Annotated in this window: 14 protein-coding genes; 9 read left to right on the forward strand and 5 right to left on the reverse strand. The window is 71.3% G+C overall.

The features are described 5' to 3' along the window. Positions 1-168: 168 nt before the first annotated feature. Entirely contained in the window at positions 169-981 is an 813-nt protein-coding gene (locus FBY22_RS01515) for a L,D-transpeptidase family protein (RefSeq protein ID WP_142142080.1), read from the reverse strand. Positions 982-1,214: 233 nt separating this feature from the next. Here FBY22_RS01515 and FBY22_RS01520 point away from each other — a divergent pair, with 233 nt between their 5' ends. After that, the gene (locus FBY22_RS01520) at positions 1,215-2,795 is read left to right on the forward strand and encodes a methylmalonyl-CoA mutase (protein WP_142142081.1); all 1,581 of its coding nucleotides are present in this window, start codon (positions 1,215-1,217) and stop codon (positions 2,793-2,795) included. A gap of 30 nt (positions 2,796-2,825) precedes the next feature. Further along, positions 2,826-3,473 (forward strand): leucine efflux protein LeuE, encoded by a 648-nt coding sequence (gene leuE, locus FBY22_RS01525; RefSeq protein ID WP_142142082.1) that lies wholly within the window; start codon positions 2,826-2,828, stop codon positions 3,471-3,473. Positions 3,474-3,477: 4 nt separating this feature from the next. Here leuE and FBY22_RS01530 read toward each other — a convergent pair whose 3' ends face one another. Further along, positions 3,478-4,890, reverse strand: coding sequence for an FAD-dependent oxidoreductase (locus tag FBY22_RS01530; protein ID WP_142142083.1), 1,413 nt, complete (start codon positions 4,888-4,890; stop codon positions 3,478-3,480). A gap of 71 nt (positions 4,891-4,961) precedes the next feature. Between FBY22_RS01530 and FBY22_RS01535 the strand changes: the two genes are divergently transcribed. Beyond that, the gene (locus FBY22_RS01535; protein ID WP_142142084.1) at positions 4,962-5,618 is read left to right on the forward strand and encodes a TetR/AcrR family transcriptional regulator; all 657 of its coding nucleotides are present in this window, start codon (positions 4,962-4,964) and stop codon (positions 5,616-5,618) included. 103 nt (positions 5,619-5,721) lie between these two features. Here FBY22_RS01535 and FBY22_RS01540 read toward each other — a convergent pair whose 3' ends face one another. After that, positions 5,722-7,053 (reverse strand): alpha-2,8-polysialyltransferase family protein, encoded by a 1,332-nt coding sequence (locus FBY22_RS01540; RefSeq protein ID WP_142142085.1) that lies wholly within the window; start codon positions 7,051-7,053, stop codon positions 5,722-5,724. Continuing rightward, a complete protein-coding gene (locus tag FBY22_RS01545; RefSeq protein WP_142142086.1) occupies positions 7,053-8,039 on the reverse strand; it encodes a glycosyltransferase family 2 protein in 987 nt (328 codons plus the stop codon). Before FBY22_RS01545 ends, FBY22_RS01540 begins: the two co-directional genes overlap by 1 nt. Before the next feature lie 198 nt (positions 8,040-8,237). Between FBY22_RS01545 and FBY22_RS01550 the strand changes: the two genes are divergently transcribed. The 4 genes from FBY22_RS01550 (at position 8,238) to FBY22_RS01565 (ending at position 13,128) form a co-directional block, all read left to right on the forward strand. Continuing rightward, on the forward strand, positions 8,238-9,584 hold the full coding sequence (locus FBY22_RS01550) for a DUF6716 putative glycosyltransferase (RefSeq protein ID WP_142142087.1): 1,347 nt from the start codon (positions 8,238-8,240) through the stop codon (positions 9,582-9,584). Between the two features lie 125 nt (positions 9,585-9,709). Further along, a complete protein-coding gene (locus tag FBY22_RS01555; RefSeq protein WP_142142088.1) occupies positions 9,710-10,975 on the forward strand; it encodes an N-acylneuraminate cytidylyltransferase in 1,266 nt (421 codons plus the stop codon). Between the two features lie 15 nt (positions 10,976-10,990). Further along, positions 10,991-11,929 (forward strand): N-acetylneuraminate synthase family protein, encoded by a 939-nt coding sequence (locus tag FBY22_RS01560; protein WP_142142089.1) that lies wholly within the window; start codon positions 10,991-10,993, stop codon positions 11,927-11,929. A gap of 131 nt (positions 11,930-12,060) precedes the next feature. Further along, the gene (locus FBY22_RS01565) at positions 12,061-13,128 is read left to right on the forward strand and encodes a hypothetical protein (RefSeq protein WP_142142090.1); all 1,068 of its coding nucleotides are present in this window, start codon (positions 12,061-12,063) and stop codon (positions 13,126-13,128) included. 419 nt (positions 13,129-13,547) lie between these two features. On the opposite strand, the gene FBY22_RS01570 is transcribed toward FBY22_RS01565, so the two are convergent. Beyond that, entirely contained in the window at positions 13,548-14,216 is a 669-nt protein-coding gene (locus FBY22_RS01570) for a class I SAM-dependent methyltransferase (protein ID WP_260844683.1), read from the reverse strand. A 326-nt stretch (positions 14,217-14,542) separates the two neighbouring features. Between FBY22_RS01570 and FBY22_RS01575 the strand changes: the two genes are divergently transcribed. Together FBY22_RS01575 and FBY22_RS01580 are read left to right on the forward strand one after the other, a co-directional pair. Continuing rightward, positions 14,543-15,760 (forward strand): M20 family metallopeptidase, encoded by a 1,218-nt coding sequence (locus tag FBY22_RS01575; RefSeq protein WP_142147272.1) that lies wholly within the window; start codon positions 14,543-14,545, stop codon positions 15,758-15,760. A gap of 292 nt (positions 15,761-16,052) precedes the next feature. Then, positions 16,053-17,111 carry a BMP family protein gene (locus FBY22_RS01580; RefSeq protein WP_142142091.1) on the forward strand — a complete coding sequence of 353 codons (1,059 nt, stop codon included), beginning with the start codon at positions 16,053-16,055 and terminating at the stop codon, positions 17,109-17,111. Positions 17,112-17,184: the final 73 nt, after the last annotated feature.

The raw sequence follows: 17,184 nt of genomic DNA on the forward strand, positions 1-17,184 counted from the left end.
TTCGGCGGCCCAGTAACGTTTTCGGCCCCCTCGTCGCAGTACTGAGTGAGCCGACTGGTCATCGGCCGTCGCACAGAGCCGGGGTTCCCCCCGTACCCACGGCTCGTGCACCTCGGCGCGGGCGGGACACGTTCCCCCGGTCCCGCCCGCGCCCCACACATCTCCCGCTCACCGGTACACGACGACCTTGTCGCCGTTGCGCACCTGCGCGTACAGGCTCGCGATCGCCGCCTCGTCCCGGACGTTGACACAGCCGTGCGAGCCGCCGGCGTAGCCGCGGGCCGCGAAGTCGTACGAGAAGTGCACCGCCTGGCCCCCGCTGAAGAACATCGCGTAGGGCATCGGGGAGTCGTACAGCGTCGAGAAGTGGTCGCGCGACTTCCAGTACACGTGGAAGACGCCCTCGCGGGTGGGTGTGCCGACGGCGCCGAAGCGGACCGACATCTCCGACACCGTGCGCCCGTCGATCATCCAGCGCAGGGTGCGGGTCGTCTTGTCGATGCACAGCACCCGCCCGGTCAGGCACCGCGGGTCCGGCGGGCCGGCGGGCTGGCCGCCCATCAGATACAGCTCCCACTTGCCCGGCTCGTGCGTCATCCTCTTCAGCCGCTGCCAGGTGACGGTGTCCGTCTGGCCGGTCCTCGGCAGCCCGCGCTTGCCCTGGAAGCCCCTGACCGCGTCCTCGGTGAGGTCGTCGTACTGCCCGGTCGGCCCGTCGAAGAGCCAGTCGACCTGGCGCAGCCGGGCCTGCAATTCGCGGACGTCGTCCCCCGAGTCGCCGCGGGACCACAGGACACCGGCCCCGGCCCGGGACGGAGCCGCCGTGCTCGGCTTGTCATCGGCCTTCGTCGAGGGGGCGGTACTGCCGGGCAGCTCGATGTGCACCGGTGAGTGCACCTTGCCGTCCGTGCCCTGCACGGTGCAGCCGCAGACCGCCGCCAGGGCCGCGAGCGCCGCCGTGGCGGCCGTCGATCTCCCCATGCCCCAAGTACGCAACACGACCCCCGCCCGTCTCACCGTCGAGCACGTATGTCACCTCAGATGCTGCCCGCGGGTGACGGGTCGCGAACGGCGCGGCATTGTTGTGACCGGGACCGCACGATGGCTGTGAGTAAGGTCCCAGGAAACCCCCCTCCACCGGCCGCACGCGCACCGCTACAGTCCGCAGGAGGGTCGGTCCGGTACTGGCGAGTAACAACGGGAGGCATCACACCATGGCGCGCGAGTCGGAGTCCGGACTGCCCATCGAGCCGGTCTACGGGCCTCAGAGCCTTCAGGGCTGGGACCCGGCCGAGAAGCTGGGGGAGCCGGGCGGATACCCGTTCACGCGTGGTGTGTACCCGTCGATGTACACCGGCCGTCCCTGGACGATGCGCCAGTACGCGGGCTTCGGTACGGCGACGGAGTCCAACGCCCGCTACAAGCAGCTGATCGCGAACGGCACGATGGGCCTGTCGGTCGCCTTCGACCTGCCGACCCAGATGGGCCACGACTCCGACGCGCCGATCGCGCACGGCGAGGTCGGCAAGGTCGGCGTGGCGATCGACTCGGTCGACGACATGCGGGTGCTGTTCGGCGGGATCCCGCTGGACAAGGTCTCGACGTCGATGACGATCAACGCGCCCGCGTCGCTGCTGCTGCTCCTGTACCAACTGGTCGCGGAGGAGCAGGGCGTGTCGGCCGACAAGCTGACCGGCACGATCCAGAACGACGTGCTGAAGGAGTACATCGCGCGCGGGACGTACATCTTCCCGCCCAAGCCCTCGCTGCGGCTGATCGCCGACATCTTCAAGTACTGCAAGGCCGAGATCCCGAAGTGGAACACGATCTCGATCTCCGGCTACCACATGGCGGAGGCCGGCGCGTCCCCCGCGCAGGAGATCGCCTTCACGCTCGCGGACGGCATCGAGTACGTCCGTACGGCGGTCGCCGCCGGCATGGACGTCGACGACTTCGCCCCGCGTCTGTCCTTCTTCTTCGTCGCGCGTACGACGATCCTCGAAGAGGTCGCCAAGTTCCGTGCGGCGAGGCGCATCTGGGCGCGGGTCATGCGGGACGAGTTCGGCGCGAAGAACCCCAAGTCGCTGATGCTGCGCTTCCACACGCAGACGGCCGGGGTGCAGCTGACGGCCCAGCAGCCGGAGGTCAACCTGGTCCGCGTCGCGGTGCAGGGCCTGGCCGCCGTGCTCGGCGGCACGCAGTCCCTGCACACCAACTCCTTCGACGAGGCGATCGCGCTGCCGACGGACAAGTCCGCGCGCCTGGCACTGCGCACCCAGCAGGTGCTGGCCTACGAGACGGACGTGACCGCGACGGTCGACCCCTTCGCCGGGTCCTACGTCATCGAGAAGATGACCGACGACGTCGAGGCCGCGGCCGTCGAGCTGATGCAGAAGGTCGAGGACCTCGGCGGCGCGGTGTCCGCCATCGAGCACGGCTTCCAGAAGTCCGAGATCGAGCGCAGCGCCTACCGCATCGCCCAGGAGACCGACTCCGGCGAGCGGGTGGTCGTCGGCGTCAACCGCTTCCAGCTCGACGAGGAGGAGCCGTACGAGCCCCTCCGCGTCGACCCGGCCATCGAGGCCCAGCAGGCCGAACGCCTGGCGAAGCTGCGTGCCGAGCGCGACCAGCAGGCGGTGGACACCGCCCTCGCGGCCCTGAAGAAGGCCGCCGAGGGCGAGGACAACGTCCTGTACCCGATGAAGGACGCTCTCAGGGCCCGCGCCACCGTCGGCGAGGTCTGCAACGCCCTGCGCGAGGTGTGGGGTACGTACGTGCCCAGCGACGCGTTCTGAGTGTCGGACCCGCGTGCGACACTCCTTCTCATGTTCGGTGTCATCGATCTCCCCACCTATCTGGCCGGTCTCGTCCTGATCGTCCTGCTGCCCGGTCCCAACTCGCTGTACGTGCTGTCCGTCGCCGCCCGGCGCGGGGTGCGGGCCGGGTACACCGCCGCGGCCGGCGTGTGGTGCGGCGACACCGTGCTGATGACCCTGTCCGCGGCCGGGGTCGCCTCGCTGCTGCAGGCCAACGCGCTGCTGTTCGGCATCGTGAAGTACGCCGGTGCCGGCTATCTGACGTGGCTCGCGGTCGGGATGATGCGGGCCGCATGGGGGATGTGGCGCACGCGCAGGTCGCCCGTGCCGCGGGAGGACGGCCCGGCCGTCGCCGACGAGCGGCCCTTCCGCCGCGCGCTCGTCGTCAGCCTCTTCAACCCCAAGGCGATCCTTTTCTTCGTCGCCTTCTTCGTGCAGTTCGTCGACCCGGGCTACGCCTATCCGGCGCTGTCCTTCGTCGTCCTCGGCGCCTTCGCGCAGCTCGCCAGCTTCCTGTACCTCACCGCACTGATATTCGGCGGCACGAAGCTCGCCGCCGCCTTCCGCCGGCGCAAGCGGCTCTCGGCGACGGCCACCTCGGCGGCGGGGATGCTGTTCCTCGGGTTCGCGGTGAAGCTGTCGCTGGCCAGTACGTGAGGCCTCACAGGCCGACGCGCGCGAGGTAGCCGTCCAGCCCGGCCCCGGTGTCGCCCGCCCAGCCGACGTAGCCGTCCGGCCGTACCAGGAACAGGCCCTTCCCGTACGACGGCTGCTCCTGGCCCACGGCCACCCGTACGGCGTCCGGAACCTGCGGTGCCGCCGTCCCCACCGCGACCAGCGTCCAGTGCGGTCCGCGGAAGGCGTCGAAGACTCGTACGCCGGCGAGCGTCCCGTCCGGCGCGCGGTCGCCTGCCCGGAGCGCGGCCCGTACCGCACGCGTGTCCTGCGACAGGCTCGACTCCCGGTAGCCCAGGCCCAGTTGCACGGTCGCCGCTCCGCGCCGCACCTCGCCCCGGTGGACGCCGGCCGTGAGCCCCAGCATGTCCGCCGCGATCGGGCGCCGTTCCTCCTCGTAGGTGTCGAGCAGGGCGGCCGGGGCGTTCCCGGTGAGTACCGCGCCCAGCTTCCAGCCGAGGTTGTAGGCGTCCTGGACGCTGGTGTTCAGGCCCTGGCCGCCGGCGGGTGAGTGGATGTGGGCCGCGTCCCCGGCGAGGAAGACCCGGCCTTGCCGGAAGCGGTCCGCGAGGGCCATCCGGGGGTGGAAGTCCGAGGCCCAGCGCACCTCGGTGATGTCCTCGGGCGCGAGGTGCGAGCGGGCGGCGGCGACCTTGCGGACGCCTTCCACGGAGACGTCGACCGCCGTCCCTTCCGGGAACCGGGCGACGAGCTGGAACTCCTCGGTGCCCGCGAGCGGGCAGATCGCCAGGAAGCCGTCGGCGCCGTCCCCGGCCGGCGGGAACATGTGCCAGTGGTCGCGGTCCAGGCCGCTGATGGCGACGTCCGCGACGAGGGCTCGGTTCGGGTCGACCGTCTCACCGGTCATCTCGACGCCGAGGGCCCGCCGGACCGCCGAGCGGCCGCCGTCGGCGGCCACCGCGTACCGGGCGCGCACATCGGGGCCGGTGGCGAAGCGCACGGTCACGCCGTCCTCGTCCTGGTCGAGGCCGACTGCTTCCCGGCCGAAGTCCACCCGGCCGCCCAGCTCCTCCAGCCGCGCGAACAGGATCTGCTGCGTCCGCCACTGCGGCACCATCCACGGCACGGTGAACGCCGAGTTCGCGGTGGCCTCCTTCACCTCCTCCGGGTCGAACATCCGGTGCTCGCCGACCCGTTCGCCGTCGCGCCAGATCATGCCGACCGGGTAGGGGCCGCCGGCCGCGAGGATCGCGTCCAGCACCCCGATGTCCTCCAGGACCTCCATCGTGCGCGGCTGGATGCCCTTGCCGCGCGAACCCGGGAAGAGTCCGTCCGCCTTCTCCACGACCACCGCGTCCACGCCCCGGCGCGCGAGGTCGACGCCGAGGGCGAGCCCGGTCGGGCCCGCGCCCACGATCACCACGTCCGTCGTCCGCATGAGCCATCTCCTTAACGTTGTTAAGTGCTGTCGGGCACGAGCGTGCCCTTAACGCTGTTAAGCTGTCAAGCGTGAGTACGGAGAAACGCGCGCCCCTCGACCGTGAGCGGGTCGCCGACACCGCCTTGCGGCTGCTGAACGAGGTCGGCCTGGAAGGCCTGTCCCTGCGTGTGATCGCCAGGGAGCTCGACGTCAAGGCGCCCGCCCTGTACTGGCATTTCAAGGACAAGCAGGCGCTGCTGGACGAGATGGCGACGCTGATGTACCGCCGGATGGTCGCCGGCGCCGCCCTCGACCCGGACGACACCTGGCAGGACCGGATGCTCAAGGCCAACCGCGGACTGCGCGCCGCGCTGCTCCGCTACCGGGACGGGGCCAAGGTGTACAGCGGTTCACGCTTCACCGGTACGGATCACGCGCGCGAGATGGAGGACAACCTGCGCCTCTTCACCGCTGCGGGGTTCGGCCTTGCCGAGGCCGTGCGCGCCAACACGACCGCGTACGCGTACACGATCGGCTTCGTCACCGAGGAACAGGGCGTGCGGCCGCGCCCCGGCGAGCGCCGCGAGGGCTACGACGTGACCGAGCGGGCCCGGCTGCTGGCCGACTTCCCCCTGTCGGCCGCGGCGGGCGCGGAGATCTTCGAGGACTACGACCGCCACTTCGAGGAGGGCCTGGCCCTGATCGTCGCCGGAGTGGAGGCCCGCCACACCCCGCACTCCGACTGACGGCACCCTTAACGCCCCCGAAGGGGCGCGGGGAACTGCGCGACCGGCCACGACGGCGCCGCACCCGAGCAACGACCCCGCATGGCGGCCCCAAGCGGAGCGCTCAGCGCCCAACGGCCTTCTTCAAGGCCCGTGCCCGCCGCACCACCCGCCGCGCCGTGGAGTTGCGGGGGATGAAGGCGAGGCGTTCCGGAATCCCGCCCGGAAGACCGAGCGAGGTGAGCCGCCTGCGCCGGAAGTACCGCTTGGTGCGCGGGGTGAGCTGCTGGGAGAGGTACCGTTCCGCCTGCGGGCGCAGGCTCGGGTGGATCTGGGACTGCATGGTGTAGCTGAGCGCGTCGAGCAGACCGTCCAGCGTGTCGGCGGCGACCGGCGCCTCGCTCTTGCCGCCCTCCAGGTCCGCGATCAGCGCGTCGGACAGCACGACCGGGACCCGGTTGCTGTTCTGGAACGGCGTGAGGCGGTCCAGGAGCATCTCGGTGCCGACGCGGGCGACGGTGAGGCCGTAGAACGCGGACGCGGTGAACAGCGCCGTGGAGAAGCAGCCGACGACCAGGGCGGGCGGGGACTTCTCGAACAGCACCTCGGCGAGGACGGGCACCTCCAGGACGGTGAGGTCGACGCCCAGCTTCCCGGCCTCGGCCTCCAGGGCGCGGCTGTAACGGGCCGGCGCGGTGGGGTGCGGCTTGAAGACGATCGCCCGGTGGCCGCGCTCGACCGCCCCGCGCATCATCCGCACGTGCAGGTCCTCCTCCTCTTCGGGGGAGAGGATGCCCAGCGCGGACAGGTACTGGCCCAGCAGCAGCGCCGAGTCGTCCGGCAGCGCCGGCAGGTCCGTGACGGACGCGGTGAGTTCGCCCAGCACCTTCAGGAAGGCCTCGGTCGGCACGACCTCGGCGGGCACGTCGAACTCGGTCAGCAGCCGCGGGGTGAGACCCGGCACCAGGTCCAGGTGGAGCAGCCGGCGCACCCGGGTGCCGACCAGCGGGTCGATCTTGTTGCGGGTGGGGCCGTAGCTCATCAGGCCGTCGGCGTACACATGCACCGGGGCGTCGATGAACAGCTGGGCCACCGTCAGCGCCGGGGCGACCTGGATGGACTCCACCACCAGCTCCACCCGGTCCTCGCCCAGGCCCCACAGCAGGCGCAGATAGCGCTCGAAGAGCGGCACGTCGTCCGCGCGGGGGACCCACGCGCCGGGGTGGAAGGGGCTGATGGCCTCGTTCCAGGACAGCACCTCGTCGAAGTGGGCGCGCAGCGGCTCGAAGCCCGGCATCTCGTCGAGGGACACAGTCGTCTCCGGGGTCGCCGAGTTGTTGAAGACCAGCAGCAGGCTGCGGTCCTCGTCCTCGAAGCAGTCGGAGTCGATCGCGGCGGCCAGGGTGGCGGCGCCGTAGAGCGTCGAGACGCAGTAGATACGAGTGGTACGGGGCATCAGGCAGCCGCCTTCGCTGTCGTGATCCTGCGCCGCAGCCGCCGCAGCTTGGAGGAGCGGTGCATGTCCATCGTTTCGAGTACGTCGCCGAGCATGTCCTGCGGCAGGCGCTGGATGGCGGCCGCACTCCTCGCCCGCAGCTGCCGGTACACCGACGGCTCCCACTTCTCCTCGTCCGAGACGTGGTGGGCGATGATCGCGCAGTAGGTGCGCACGGCCTTCGGCAGCAGCCGGTCGGCGTCCGGGTCCCGCCGGGTCTCCTCGATGACCTGGTCGAACGCGCGGATGAAGTCCAGTTGGCGGACGTCACCGATCTGGGTCAGCGAGGAGGCGACCCCGCGCCGGTAGAACACGCCGAGCAGGCTCACCACGGCGAACGACTCGGCCTCACGGTGCAGCTTCCAGATCCAGGGCCGGTCCTCGGCGGTGCGCAGCCCGTCAGTGAAGTGCAGCAGCCCCTTGTCGAGCAGCCGGCGGTGGTAGGCGCCCGCCCAGGCGAAGGCGTAGTCCACCGATGTGGAGCGGTCGGCCGGCAGGATCGCCTCGCGCGGGTCGAACACCTCCCAGCGGCGTCCGATCGGGACCCGGCTGATCGACCGCGCGCGGGCGGTCGCCTGCACATGGTCGGTGCGCACGAAGTCGCAGCCCAACCCCTCCATCGCGGCCACGAGTCGGCTGTAGTAGCCGGGCGCCAGCCAGTCGTCGCCGTCCAGGAAGGTGAGGAACTCGCCCTGTGCGGCGTCCAGTCCGGTGTTGCGGGCGGTGGCGAGACCACCGTTCTTCTCATGGCGGATATAACGCACCTGCGCGACCTCGGAAAGCTCCTCGGCCGCCCGCTCGAGAATGGCCGGAGTTTCGTCCTTCGAATGGTCGTCGACCAGTACGAACTCGAAATCCGGCCGTGCGTTCAAACGCAGGCTGCGCAGGGTGTCGGGGGCGTATTGCTGCACGTTGTAGAACGGCACGATCACGGAAAGCTTGGGCACGCACGGAAGCCTAGGAGTCGGCCCGACAGGTCAACTTTCCGGTGTCTTTACACTGGGTGAACTCAATGTGTCGGATCGGTGCACCGCCTGTACTTCCGGCGAATCCGCGGGCCAGTTCGGCTCTCGGCGGGGTGTTGTTAACTTTTTGGCCAGGTGCGGTTGGCGCGTACCTAGGAATTGCTTCCTAGCGTCTTCGACGTGCCATCAAGTACCTCGAAGCCCACGCGAATCGCCGTGCTCGCGGACTCCGACACCCGCTGGAAATGGGGTGCGTTGACCGCGGCCCGTATCGCTCCGGGCCCGTCCATGGAAGCCGCCGAGCGCGAGGACGCGCAACTCGGCTTCGAGCTGAGCGGCTTCCTGCTGCGCGGGCGGGCCACCCCGACCGCGCGCCAGCTGGCGGAGGTCGGCGTCACGGCCGACTCCCTCCGGGAGGTCACGTCCGTCGAGTTCCTGCGCGCCATGGCGGAGGAGGAGTACGACGTCCTCGTCCTCGCCCTCGTGGGCGGCGGCGTGCAGGCGATGCTGCACGGTCTCAAGCACGCCTGGCGGGACCGCACTTCGCGTCCCGTGGTCGTCACCGGCTACGTGGGCGTCGTCTACGAGAAGCTCGCCGACGGCCTGCTGCTGCGGCACGGCGCGGACCTCGTCCTCGCCAACTCCCGCCAGGACGCGGAGCGTTTCCGATCCGTCTACGAGGGGGTGGGCGCCGACGCCGCGTCGGTGACCGAGGTGGCGCTGCCGTTCCTGGGCGGCGAGACGTACGCGGGTGAACACGAGCCCTGCACGGTGGTGTTCGCGGTCCAGCCGTCCGTCCCCGACAACCGCAGGGACCGCGTCTACCTGCTCGACCGGCTGATCCGGCACGCCCGGCTGCACCCCGAGCGCGAGGTGCTGCTCAAGCTGCGCTCCCGGCCGGGCGAACACACCACGCACATCGAGGAGCTGCCGTACCAGAAGCTGGTGCAGCGGCTCGACCCGCCGGACAACTTCCGTCTGGTGTACGGCAACATGGGCGAGGTCCTGGACCGCACCGACCTGCTGGTCACCATCAGCTCGACGGCCGCCCTGGAGTCCCTGCACCGGCGCATCCCGACGGCCGTCCTGACCGACCTCGGCATCCGCGAGGTCCTCGGCAACCACCACTTCGTCGGCTCCGGCTGCCTCGCCTCCTGGGACCAGCTCGACGCCGGGCACCGGCCGGTGCCGGACGAGGAGTGGGTGGCCCGCCAGGGCGTCGCCGTGGACGGCACGTACGCCACCGCCTTCGACGCGGCGCGCCAACGCATCGCCGAACTCCTCGCGCAACCGGGTGGGTTGGCGCCGCTCGCCCCGTACTACACACCGGCGACCGCGCCCGGCTATCTGCCCGGCATCCTCGCCCGCCACCACCTCGGGCCCGACGGCAGTCCGTTGCCCGGGGCTCCCGCCCACGACAAGGAACCCGGTCCGGTCCGGCAGATCGTGCGCCGCGCGGCGCGGGGGGCCTACCGGCACGGGGTGCAGCGGGTGGCGCCCGTCATCCGGCGGATGGGGGAGCTGTGAGCGTCGACTCCGGCCGTCTCGCGGGTGCGGCGCCGTCGGGGCCGGTCGCGCAGTTCCCCGCGCCCCCACAGGGCGGCTCCGCCGCCCTCCAGACCTCAGCGAACCCCGTGCAAGGAGTTCAGCCCATGTCCAATCCGCAAGCGGGCCAAGGCGCTTCGGTGCGCCGCGTCCTCGCCGTCATCCCCGCGCGCGGCGGCTCCAAGGGTGTGCCCGCGAAGAACCTCGCCCCCGTCGGCGGTGTGCCGCTGGTGTCGCGGGCCGTGCGCGAGTGCCGGGCGACCCGTCTGGTGACCGACGTCGTGGTCTCCACCGACGACCACGCCATCGCCGCCGCGGCCCGCGAGGCCGGCGCCGAGGTCGTGCTGCGCCCCGCCGCCATCGCCGGGGACACCGCCACCTCCGAGGCCGCCGTCCTGCACGCCATGGACGCCCACGAGGCCCTGCACGGAGCGGCCGTCGACGTGGTGCTGCTCGTGCAGTGCACCAGCCCGTTCATCGTCCGCGAGGACATCGACGGGGTGGCCGGCGCGGTCGCGGAGAACGGCGCCGACACCGCCGTCACCGTCGCCCCCTTCCACGGGTTCATCTGGCGCGACGCCCAGGACGAGATCGCCCCCGGCACCGTCACGGAGGCCGACGCGGCCACCGGCGGCGGCTTCGGCGTCAACCACGACAAGTCCTACCGCCCGCGCCGCCAGGACCGCCCCCAGGACCTGCTGGAGACCGGCGCCGCCTACGCCATGGCCGCGCCGGGCTTCCGCAAGCACCAGCACCGCTTCTTCGGCCGTACCGAACTGGTGCGCACCGACCCCGCCCGCGTGCTGGAGATCGACGACCCGCACGACCTGGCCCGCGCCCGCGCGCTGGCCCCCCTCTTCGACGCGGACCGCCCCGGTTCGCTGCCGACCGCCGACGACATCGACGCGGTCGTACTGGACTTCGACGGCACCCAGACCGACGACCGGGTGCTGATCGACGCCGATGGAAGGGAGTTCGTCTCCGTGCACCGCGGGGACGGACTCGGCATCGCCGCCCTGCGCAAGAGCGGCCTGAACATGCTGATCCTCTCCACGGAGCAGAACCCGGTCGTCCCCGCCCGGGCCCGGAAGCTCAAGATCCCGGTCCTGCACGGCATCGACCGGAAGGACCTCGCACTCAAGCAGTGGTGCGAGGAGCAGGGCATCGCGCCCGAGCGCGTGCTCTACGTCGGCAACGACGTCAACGACCTCCCGTGCTTCGCCCTCGTGGGCTGGCCCGTGGCGGTCGCGAGCGCCCACGACGTGGTACGCGGCGCCGCCCGTGCGGTCACCACCGTCCCCGGTGGCGACGGCGCGATCCGAGAGATCGCCAGCTGGATCCTCGGCCCCTCTCTCGACTCCCTCGACAAGTAAGGAACGTTCACTGCCATGAGCACCTACTCCCGCCTGCGCCAGTTCGGTTCCCGCGAGGTCGGCCCCGGCCACCCGGTCTACATCTGCGGCGAGATCGGCATCAACCACAACGGCGAGCTGGAGAACGCCTTCAAGCTGATCGACGTCGCCGCCGCGGCCGGCTGCGACGCCGTGAAGTTCCAGAAGCGCACCCCCGAGATCTGCACCCCGCGCGACCAGTGGGACATCGAGCGCGACACCCCCTGGGGCCGGATGACCTACATCGACTACCGCCACCGCGTGGAGTTCGGCGAGGACGAGTACCGCCGGATCGACGAGTACTGCAAGGAGAAGGGGATCGACTGGTTCGCCTCCCCGTGGGACACCGAGGCCGTCGCCTTCCTGGAGAAGTTCGACCTCCCCGCCCACAAGGTGGCCTCCGCCTCCCTGACCGACGACGAGCTGCTGCGCGCCCTGCGCTCCACCGGCCGCTCCGTCATCCTCTCCACCGGCATGTCGACGCCGAAGCAGATCCGCCACGCGGTCGAGGTCCTCGGCAGCGACAACATCCTGATGTGCCACGCCACCTCGACCTACCCGGCGAAGGCCGAGGAGCTCAACCTCCGCGTCATCAACACGCTGGAGAAGGAGTTCCCGAACGTCCCGATCGGCTACTCCGGCCACGAGACCGGCCTGCAGACCACGCTGGCCGCCGTCGCCCTCGGCGCCGTCTTCGTCGAGCGCCACATCACCCTCGACCGCGCGATGTGGGGCTCCGACCAGGCCGCCTCCGTCGAGCCGCAGGGCCTGGAGCGCCTGGTCCGCGACATCCGCGTCATCGAGGCCTCCCTCGGCGACGGCGTCAAGAAGGTCTACGACTCCGAGCTCGGCCCGATGAAGAAGCTGCGTCGCGTCGCCGGCGCGGTCGCCGAGGCGGAGATCGCCGCGGCGGCGGGCGAGCCGGTCGCCGTCTGAGTTCCGAGCACACCGAGTCCGGGCGCCCCGAACGGGAGCGCCCGGACTCGCAGCTTCCGCGCGCGCCCCTCGCCCGCGCCCCTGGATTTCCAGCGCCTCATCAGCGCCCTACGACGGGACGGTCGTCGTCGATGAGCCCCCGTGCCGGGAAGACCGGCCCCCACACCCTCGCGTTCGTCGAGAGTCCGGTACAGCTCCTGAACGTGCTGGAGTGGGCGCACGCCCACGCGTCCGGCGCGGTGCTCACCCTCGTCGTACTGGCCCCGACCGATCCCATGACCCGCGGCCAGCTGCGCCGCATGGCCGAACTCGCCCGCGAGGAGGGCCACACCGTCCGCTGGGAGGAGGCCCGGGGCGGACCGGCGGCCCCCTTCCAGACCGTCGGCGGCCTGACCGGCCTGTTGCGCCGCGCCGGGCGGGTCGTCCTGGGTGACCCGTTCTCCCGTTACGTACAGCTCCTGCTGACCATCACCCGGGCCCGCCATCTGGTCGTCGTCGACGACGGCACGGCGACCATGGAGTTCGTCGCCCAGCTGGCCCGCGGCGAGCGGCTCGTGCGCTGGCACCGCAAGGGCGGCCGCCCCGGCGCCCGGGACCTGGTCTTCGCGCCGGTCTCCGCCCGGGCCCGCCGCCGCCTCACCCCGGGCACCGGGCGCCAGGTGGAGATCTTCTCCTCGATGCCGATGGAGGAGACCCCGGCCGGCGTCACCGTCCACGCCAACGACTTCGCCTGGACCCGCTTCCGCTTCGGCCCGCCCCGCATCACCAAGGGCGCCGACATGGTGGGCACCTCGCTGGTGGAGACCGGCGTCGTCGACGGCGAGCGCTACCTGGACGCCGTCCGCACCCTGGCCAAGGCGCACGGCGCCACCCGCTACTTCGCGCACCGCCGCGAGAGCACCGACAAGCTGCACCGGCTCGCGGTCGAGACGGGCCTGGAGATAGTCCGGCCCGACCTCCCGCTGGAGCTGATCGCCCGGCGTGGCCCGGTCGGCCGTACGATCCTCAGTTTTCCCTCCACCGTCGTCCACACCCTGCCGCTGGCCCTGGCCGGCACCGAGGTCCGCGTCGCCGTCTGCGACATCGACCCCGCCTGGCTGACCGCGCACGCCTCACCGCGCGCCCAGGGCTTCCTGTCGGGCGTGACCGGCACCGCCCGGGACGTCACCCGGCTGCAGGCCGTGACCGCGCTCGGCTGACTTTCCGGGCCGGCAGGCCGGGGGGACCGCGGTCGGCTGACTTTCGGGGCCGGCGGGCCGTGAGCCTGCGGTCGGCTGATTTTCCGGGCCGGCGGGCCCTGACCGCGTTCGGTGACCTCTCCGGTCGGCGGGCCGTCAGCCCGCGCTCGGCTGACTTTCGGGGCCGGCAGGCCGGGGGACCGCGGTCGGCTGATTTTCCGGGTCGGCAGGCCGTGAGCGTGCGGTCGGCTGATTTTCCGGGCCGGCGGGCCGTGAGCCTGCGGTCGGCTGACTTTCCGGGCCGGCGGGCCGTGAGCCTGCGGTCGGCTGATTTTCCGGGCCGGCGGGCCGTGAGCCCGCGGTCGGCTGACTTTCCGGGCCGGCAGGCCGTGAGCCTGCGGTCGGCTGACTTTCCGGGCCGGCAGGCCGTGAGCCCGCGCTCAGCTGACCTTCCGCGCCAGCAGGTACGCCCGCGGCCGCTTCTCCTCGTCCAGCGGCTCGCGCAGCACGCGCGCCTCCATCCGCAGCCCGGCCTCGACCAGCAGCTCCGCCACGCCGTCCGGCGCCCGGAAGTGGTAGTCGAGCGAGATCTCCTGCCCGAACCGCTCCGCCAGGTGCATCCGGTCGTCCTCCTCGCCGCTCTGGAAGCCGAGCAGGACGTGCCCGCCGGGCACCAGGACGCGGTGGAACTCGGCGAAGGCCGTCGGCAGGTGCTCGTCGGGCACGTGGATGATCGAGTAGAGGGCGAGCACCCCGCCCAGGGTCGCGTCCGGCAGGTCGAGCGACGTCATCGACCCGACGTGGAACCGCAGCCCGGGATGCGCCTCGCGGGCCAGCGCCACCATCCGGGGCGACAGGTCCACCCCGAACACCGGGAGGCCGAGCGCGTGCAGCCGTGCAGTGACATGCCCCGGGCCGCTGCCGACGTCGGCGACGGGCTCCGCGCCGTTGGCTCTCACGAGCTCCGCGAAGGAGGCCACCAGCGCCCGGTCCAGCGGCATGTCGCCCAGCCAGTCGGCGAACTGCTCGGTGTACGGGCGGGCGATCGCGTCGTACGACGTCTGCGTGGCGTGCAGGAAATCCGGGGTACCCGGTATCTCGGAAGTCACGGGGCGGACCCTACTCGGGCTCGTGGGACCGCCGGGTGAAACCCCCGGAAGGCTCCCGCGACATCCCCCGGAACTCCATCGCCCCACCAGCGGCCCCGGGCAGGCTGCCGGTGGGGCGGCGGCCGTGTCGCACGGTCCGACAGATGAAACAGATCCACCGGCGCGGGGCGGGGCGTGGTATCCGTAGAGAAAAGACAGGTTTACCCATCTCAACTCCCACCCATGCGTCGAGCGGCCGATTTTTCTTCCCCTGACGGGCTGAAGTTTTGTTGATCGAGGGCGGTCGGCCCCTTCGGCGTCCTACCCTGCAGAGGGTGAAGCAACTGATGTCACCGGAGTCCGAAAACGATCTGCCCGGCGAAGCCCTGCCCGGCACGCTCCCCGAGGCGCTGCGTGCCGAACTCGTCGCCTTCCGCCGCGACCTGCACATGCACCCGGAGCTCGGCAACCAGGAGTTCCGTACCACCGCGGCGATCAAGGAGCGGCTGGAGCGGGCGGGCCTGAAGCCGCGGGTGCTCGCCGGGGGGACCGGGCTCGTCTGTGACATCGGGGAGTGGGACGGCGGCCGGCCCATGCTCGCCCTGCGCGCCGACATCGACGCGCTGCCCATCCCGGACACCAAGAGCGAGTGCGACTACCGCTCCACCGTGCCCGACCGGGCGCACGCCTGCGGACACGACGTGCACACCACCGTGGTGCTGGGTGCCGGCCTCGTCATGGCGGACCTGCACCGGCAGGGCAGGCTGCCGCGGCCGGTGCGGCTGCTGTTCCAGCCGGCCGAGGAGGTGCTGCCCGGCGGCGCCGCCGACGCCATCGAGTGCGGCGTCCTCGACGGAGTGGGCCGCATCCTCGCCGTGCACTGCGACCCCCGCGTCGACGCCGGGCGGATCGGCCTGCGGGAGGGCGCCATCACCTCCGCCTGCGACCGGCTCGAGGTCGCGCTCGACGGCCCCGGCGGCCACACCGCCCGCCCGCACCTGACCACCGACCTGGTCACCGCCGCCGCCCGCGTCGCCACCGACGTGCCCGCGCTGGTCGGCCGGCGCGTGGACAGCCGCAGCGGCCTGGCCGTGACCTGGGGCCGTATCGAGTCCGGGCACGCCCCGAACGTCATCCCGCAGCACGCCGAGCTCTCCGGCACCGTGCGCTGCCTCGACCTGGACACCTGGCGGCAGGCCCCGGACCTGGTCGTCGCCGCCATCGACGAGGTCGCCAACCTGCACGGCGCCAAGTCGGAGATCAACTACGTCCGCGGCGTCCCGCCGGTCGTCAACGACCCGGACGTCACCGAGCTGCTGCGCGACGCCCAGACCGCCCGCCGCGGCGCCCTGTCCGTCGAGGGCACCGAGCAGAGCCTCGGCGGCGAGGACTTCTCCTGGTACCTGGAGCGCGTTCCCGGCGCCATGGCCCGCCTCGGCGTCCGCCCGCCCGGCGAGCGCACGGTGCGTGACCTGCACCAGGGCGACTTCGACGTCGACGAGTCGGCGATCACCGTGGGCGTGGAGCTGTTCACCGCGGCGGCCCTGCTGGACGCGGCGCAGTAGCCGGACCTTCCCCGAACGGCCCCCCTCGGGGGGCCGTTCGGCCTTCCGGCGCAACACGGTTGTAAGCCAATCGTGCGCACATCGAAACCGGGGTGTGTGAAGCCTCCAGACCCCGAGTTCAGACGCTGTTTGCCTCGAATCGATAACGGCTTCGGAAGGGGTGTTTTTCTGACATCTACGCGCGTTACGATGCCGCGAAGCCGACGCCGCAGGGGCGTCCGGGCCCGAGCACTGGCATGGTGCTCACATGAAGCGCCGACGAGGCGCTCAGGTCAGGTGAAGGAGCCTTCCCGTGCGCCGGGTAGCAAAGCTTTCCGCTGCGTGTATCGCCACCGCAGCTCTCGCACTGACTGCCACCGCCTGTGGCAGCACGTCCTCCGACAACAGCAGCTCGTCCTCGTCCTCGGGCGGCGGCGGCAAGGGCATCAAGATCGGTCTCGCGTACGACGTCGGCGGCCGTGGTGACCGCTCCTTCAACGACTCCGCCGCGCGCGGCGCCGACAAGGCCGAGAAGGAGTTCGGCGGTTCCATCAAGGAGCTGACCGCGAAGAACTCCGACACCGAGGCCGACCGTGAGCAGCGGCTGACCGACCTGGCGGACGCGGGCTACAACCCGATCGTCGCCGTCGGCTTCTCCTACGCCACCTCGGTGGACAAGGTCGCCGCGAAGTACCCGAAGGTCAGCTTCGGCCTGATCGACTCGGTCGCGACCGCCAAGAACGTCGACAGCATCACCTTCACCGAGGAGCAGGGTTCCTACCTCGCCGGTGTCGCCGCGGCGCTGAAGACCAAGAAGAACCACGTCGGCTTCATCGGTGGCGTGGACACCCCGCTGATCAAGAAGTTCGCCGCGGGCTACGTCCAGGGCGTCAAGGACACCAACGCCAAGGCGAAGGTCGACGTCCAGTACCTGACCCACGGCTCGGACCTGTCCGGCTTCTCCAGCCCCGACAAGGGCAAGGAGGCCGCGTCCGGCATGCTCGACAACGGCGCCGACGTGATCTACACCGCGGCCGGCTCCTCCGGCAACGGCGCGATCGAGGCCGTCCACGGCGTCAAGGGCGCCTGGGCCATCGGCGTGGACTCGGACCAGTACAACATCCCGGGTCTGGCCGCGTACAAGACCTCGATCCTGACCTCCATGGTCAAGAACGTCGACGTCGGCGTGTACGACTTCATCAAGTCCGTGCACGACGGCAAGCCGCTGACGGGCAACCAGATCTACTCGCTCGCCAAGGGCGGTGTCGGCCTGGCCACCAGCGGTGGCTACATCGACGACATCAAGTCCCAGCTGGACGCTGCCAAGAAGAAGATCGTCGACGGCACCGTCAAGGTCAAGACCACTCCGTGACCTGACGGTTCCCGCCTGACCCCCGGCTCGGCGAAGGGGCCCTTGTCAACCCCCTCGCCGAGCCATAACAATG

Source organism: Streptomyces sp. SLBN-31, assembly GCF_006715395.1.
Lineage (GTDB): Bacteria > Actinomycetota > Actinomycetes > Streptomycetales > Streptomycetaceae > Streptomyces.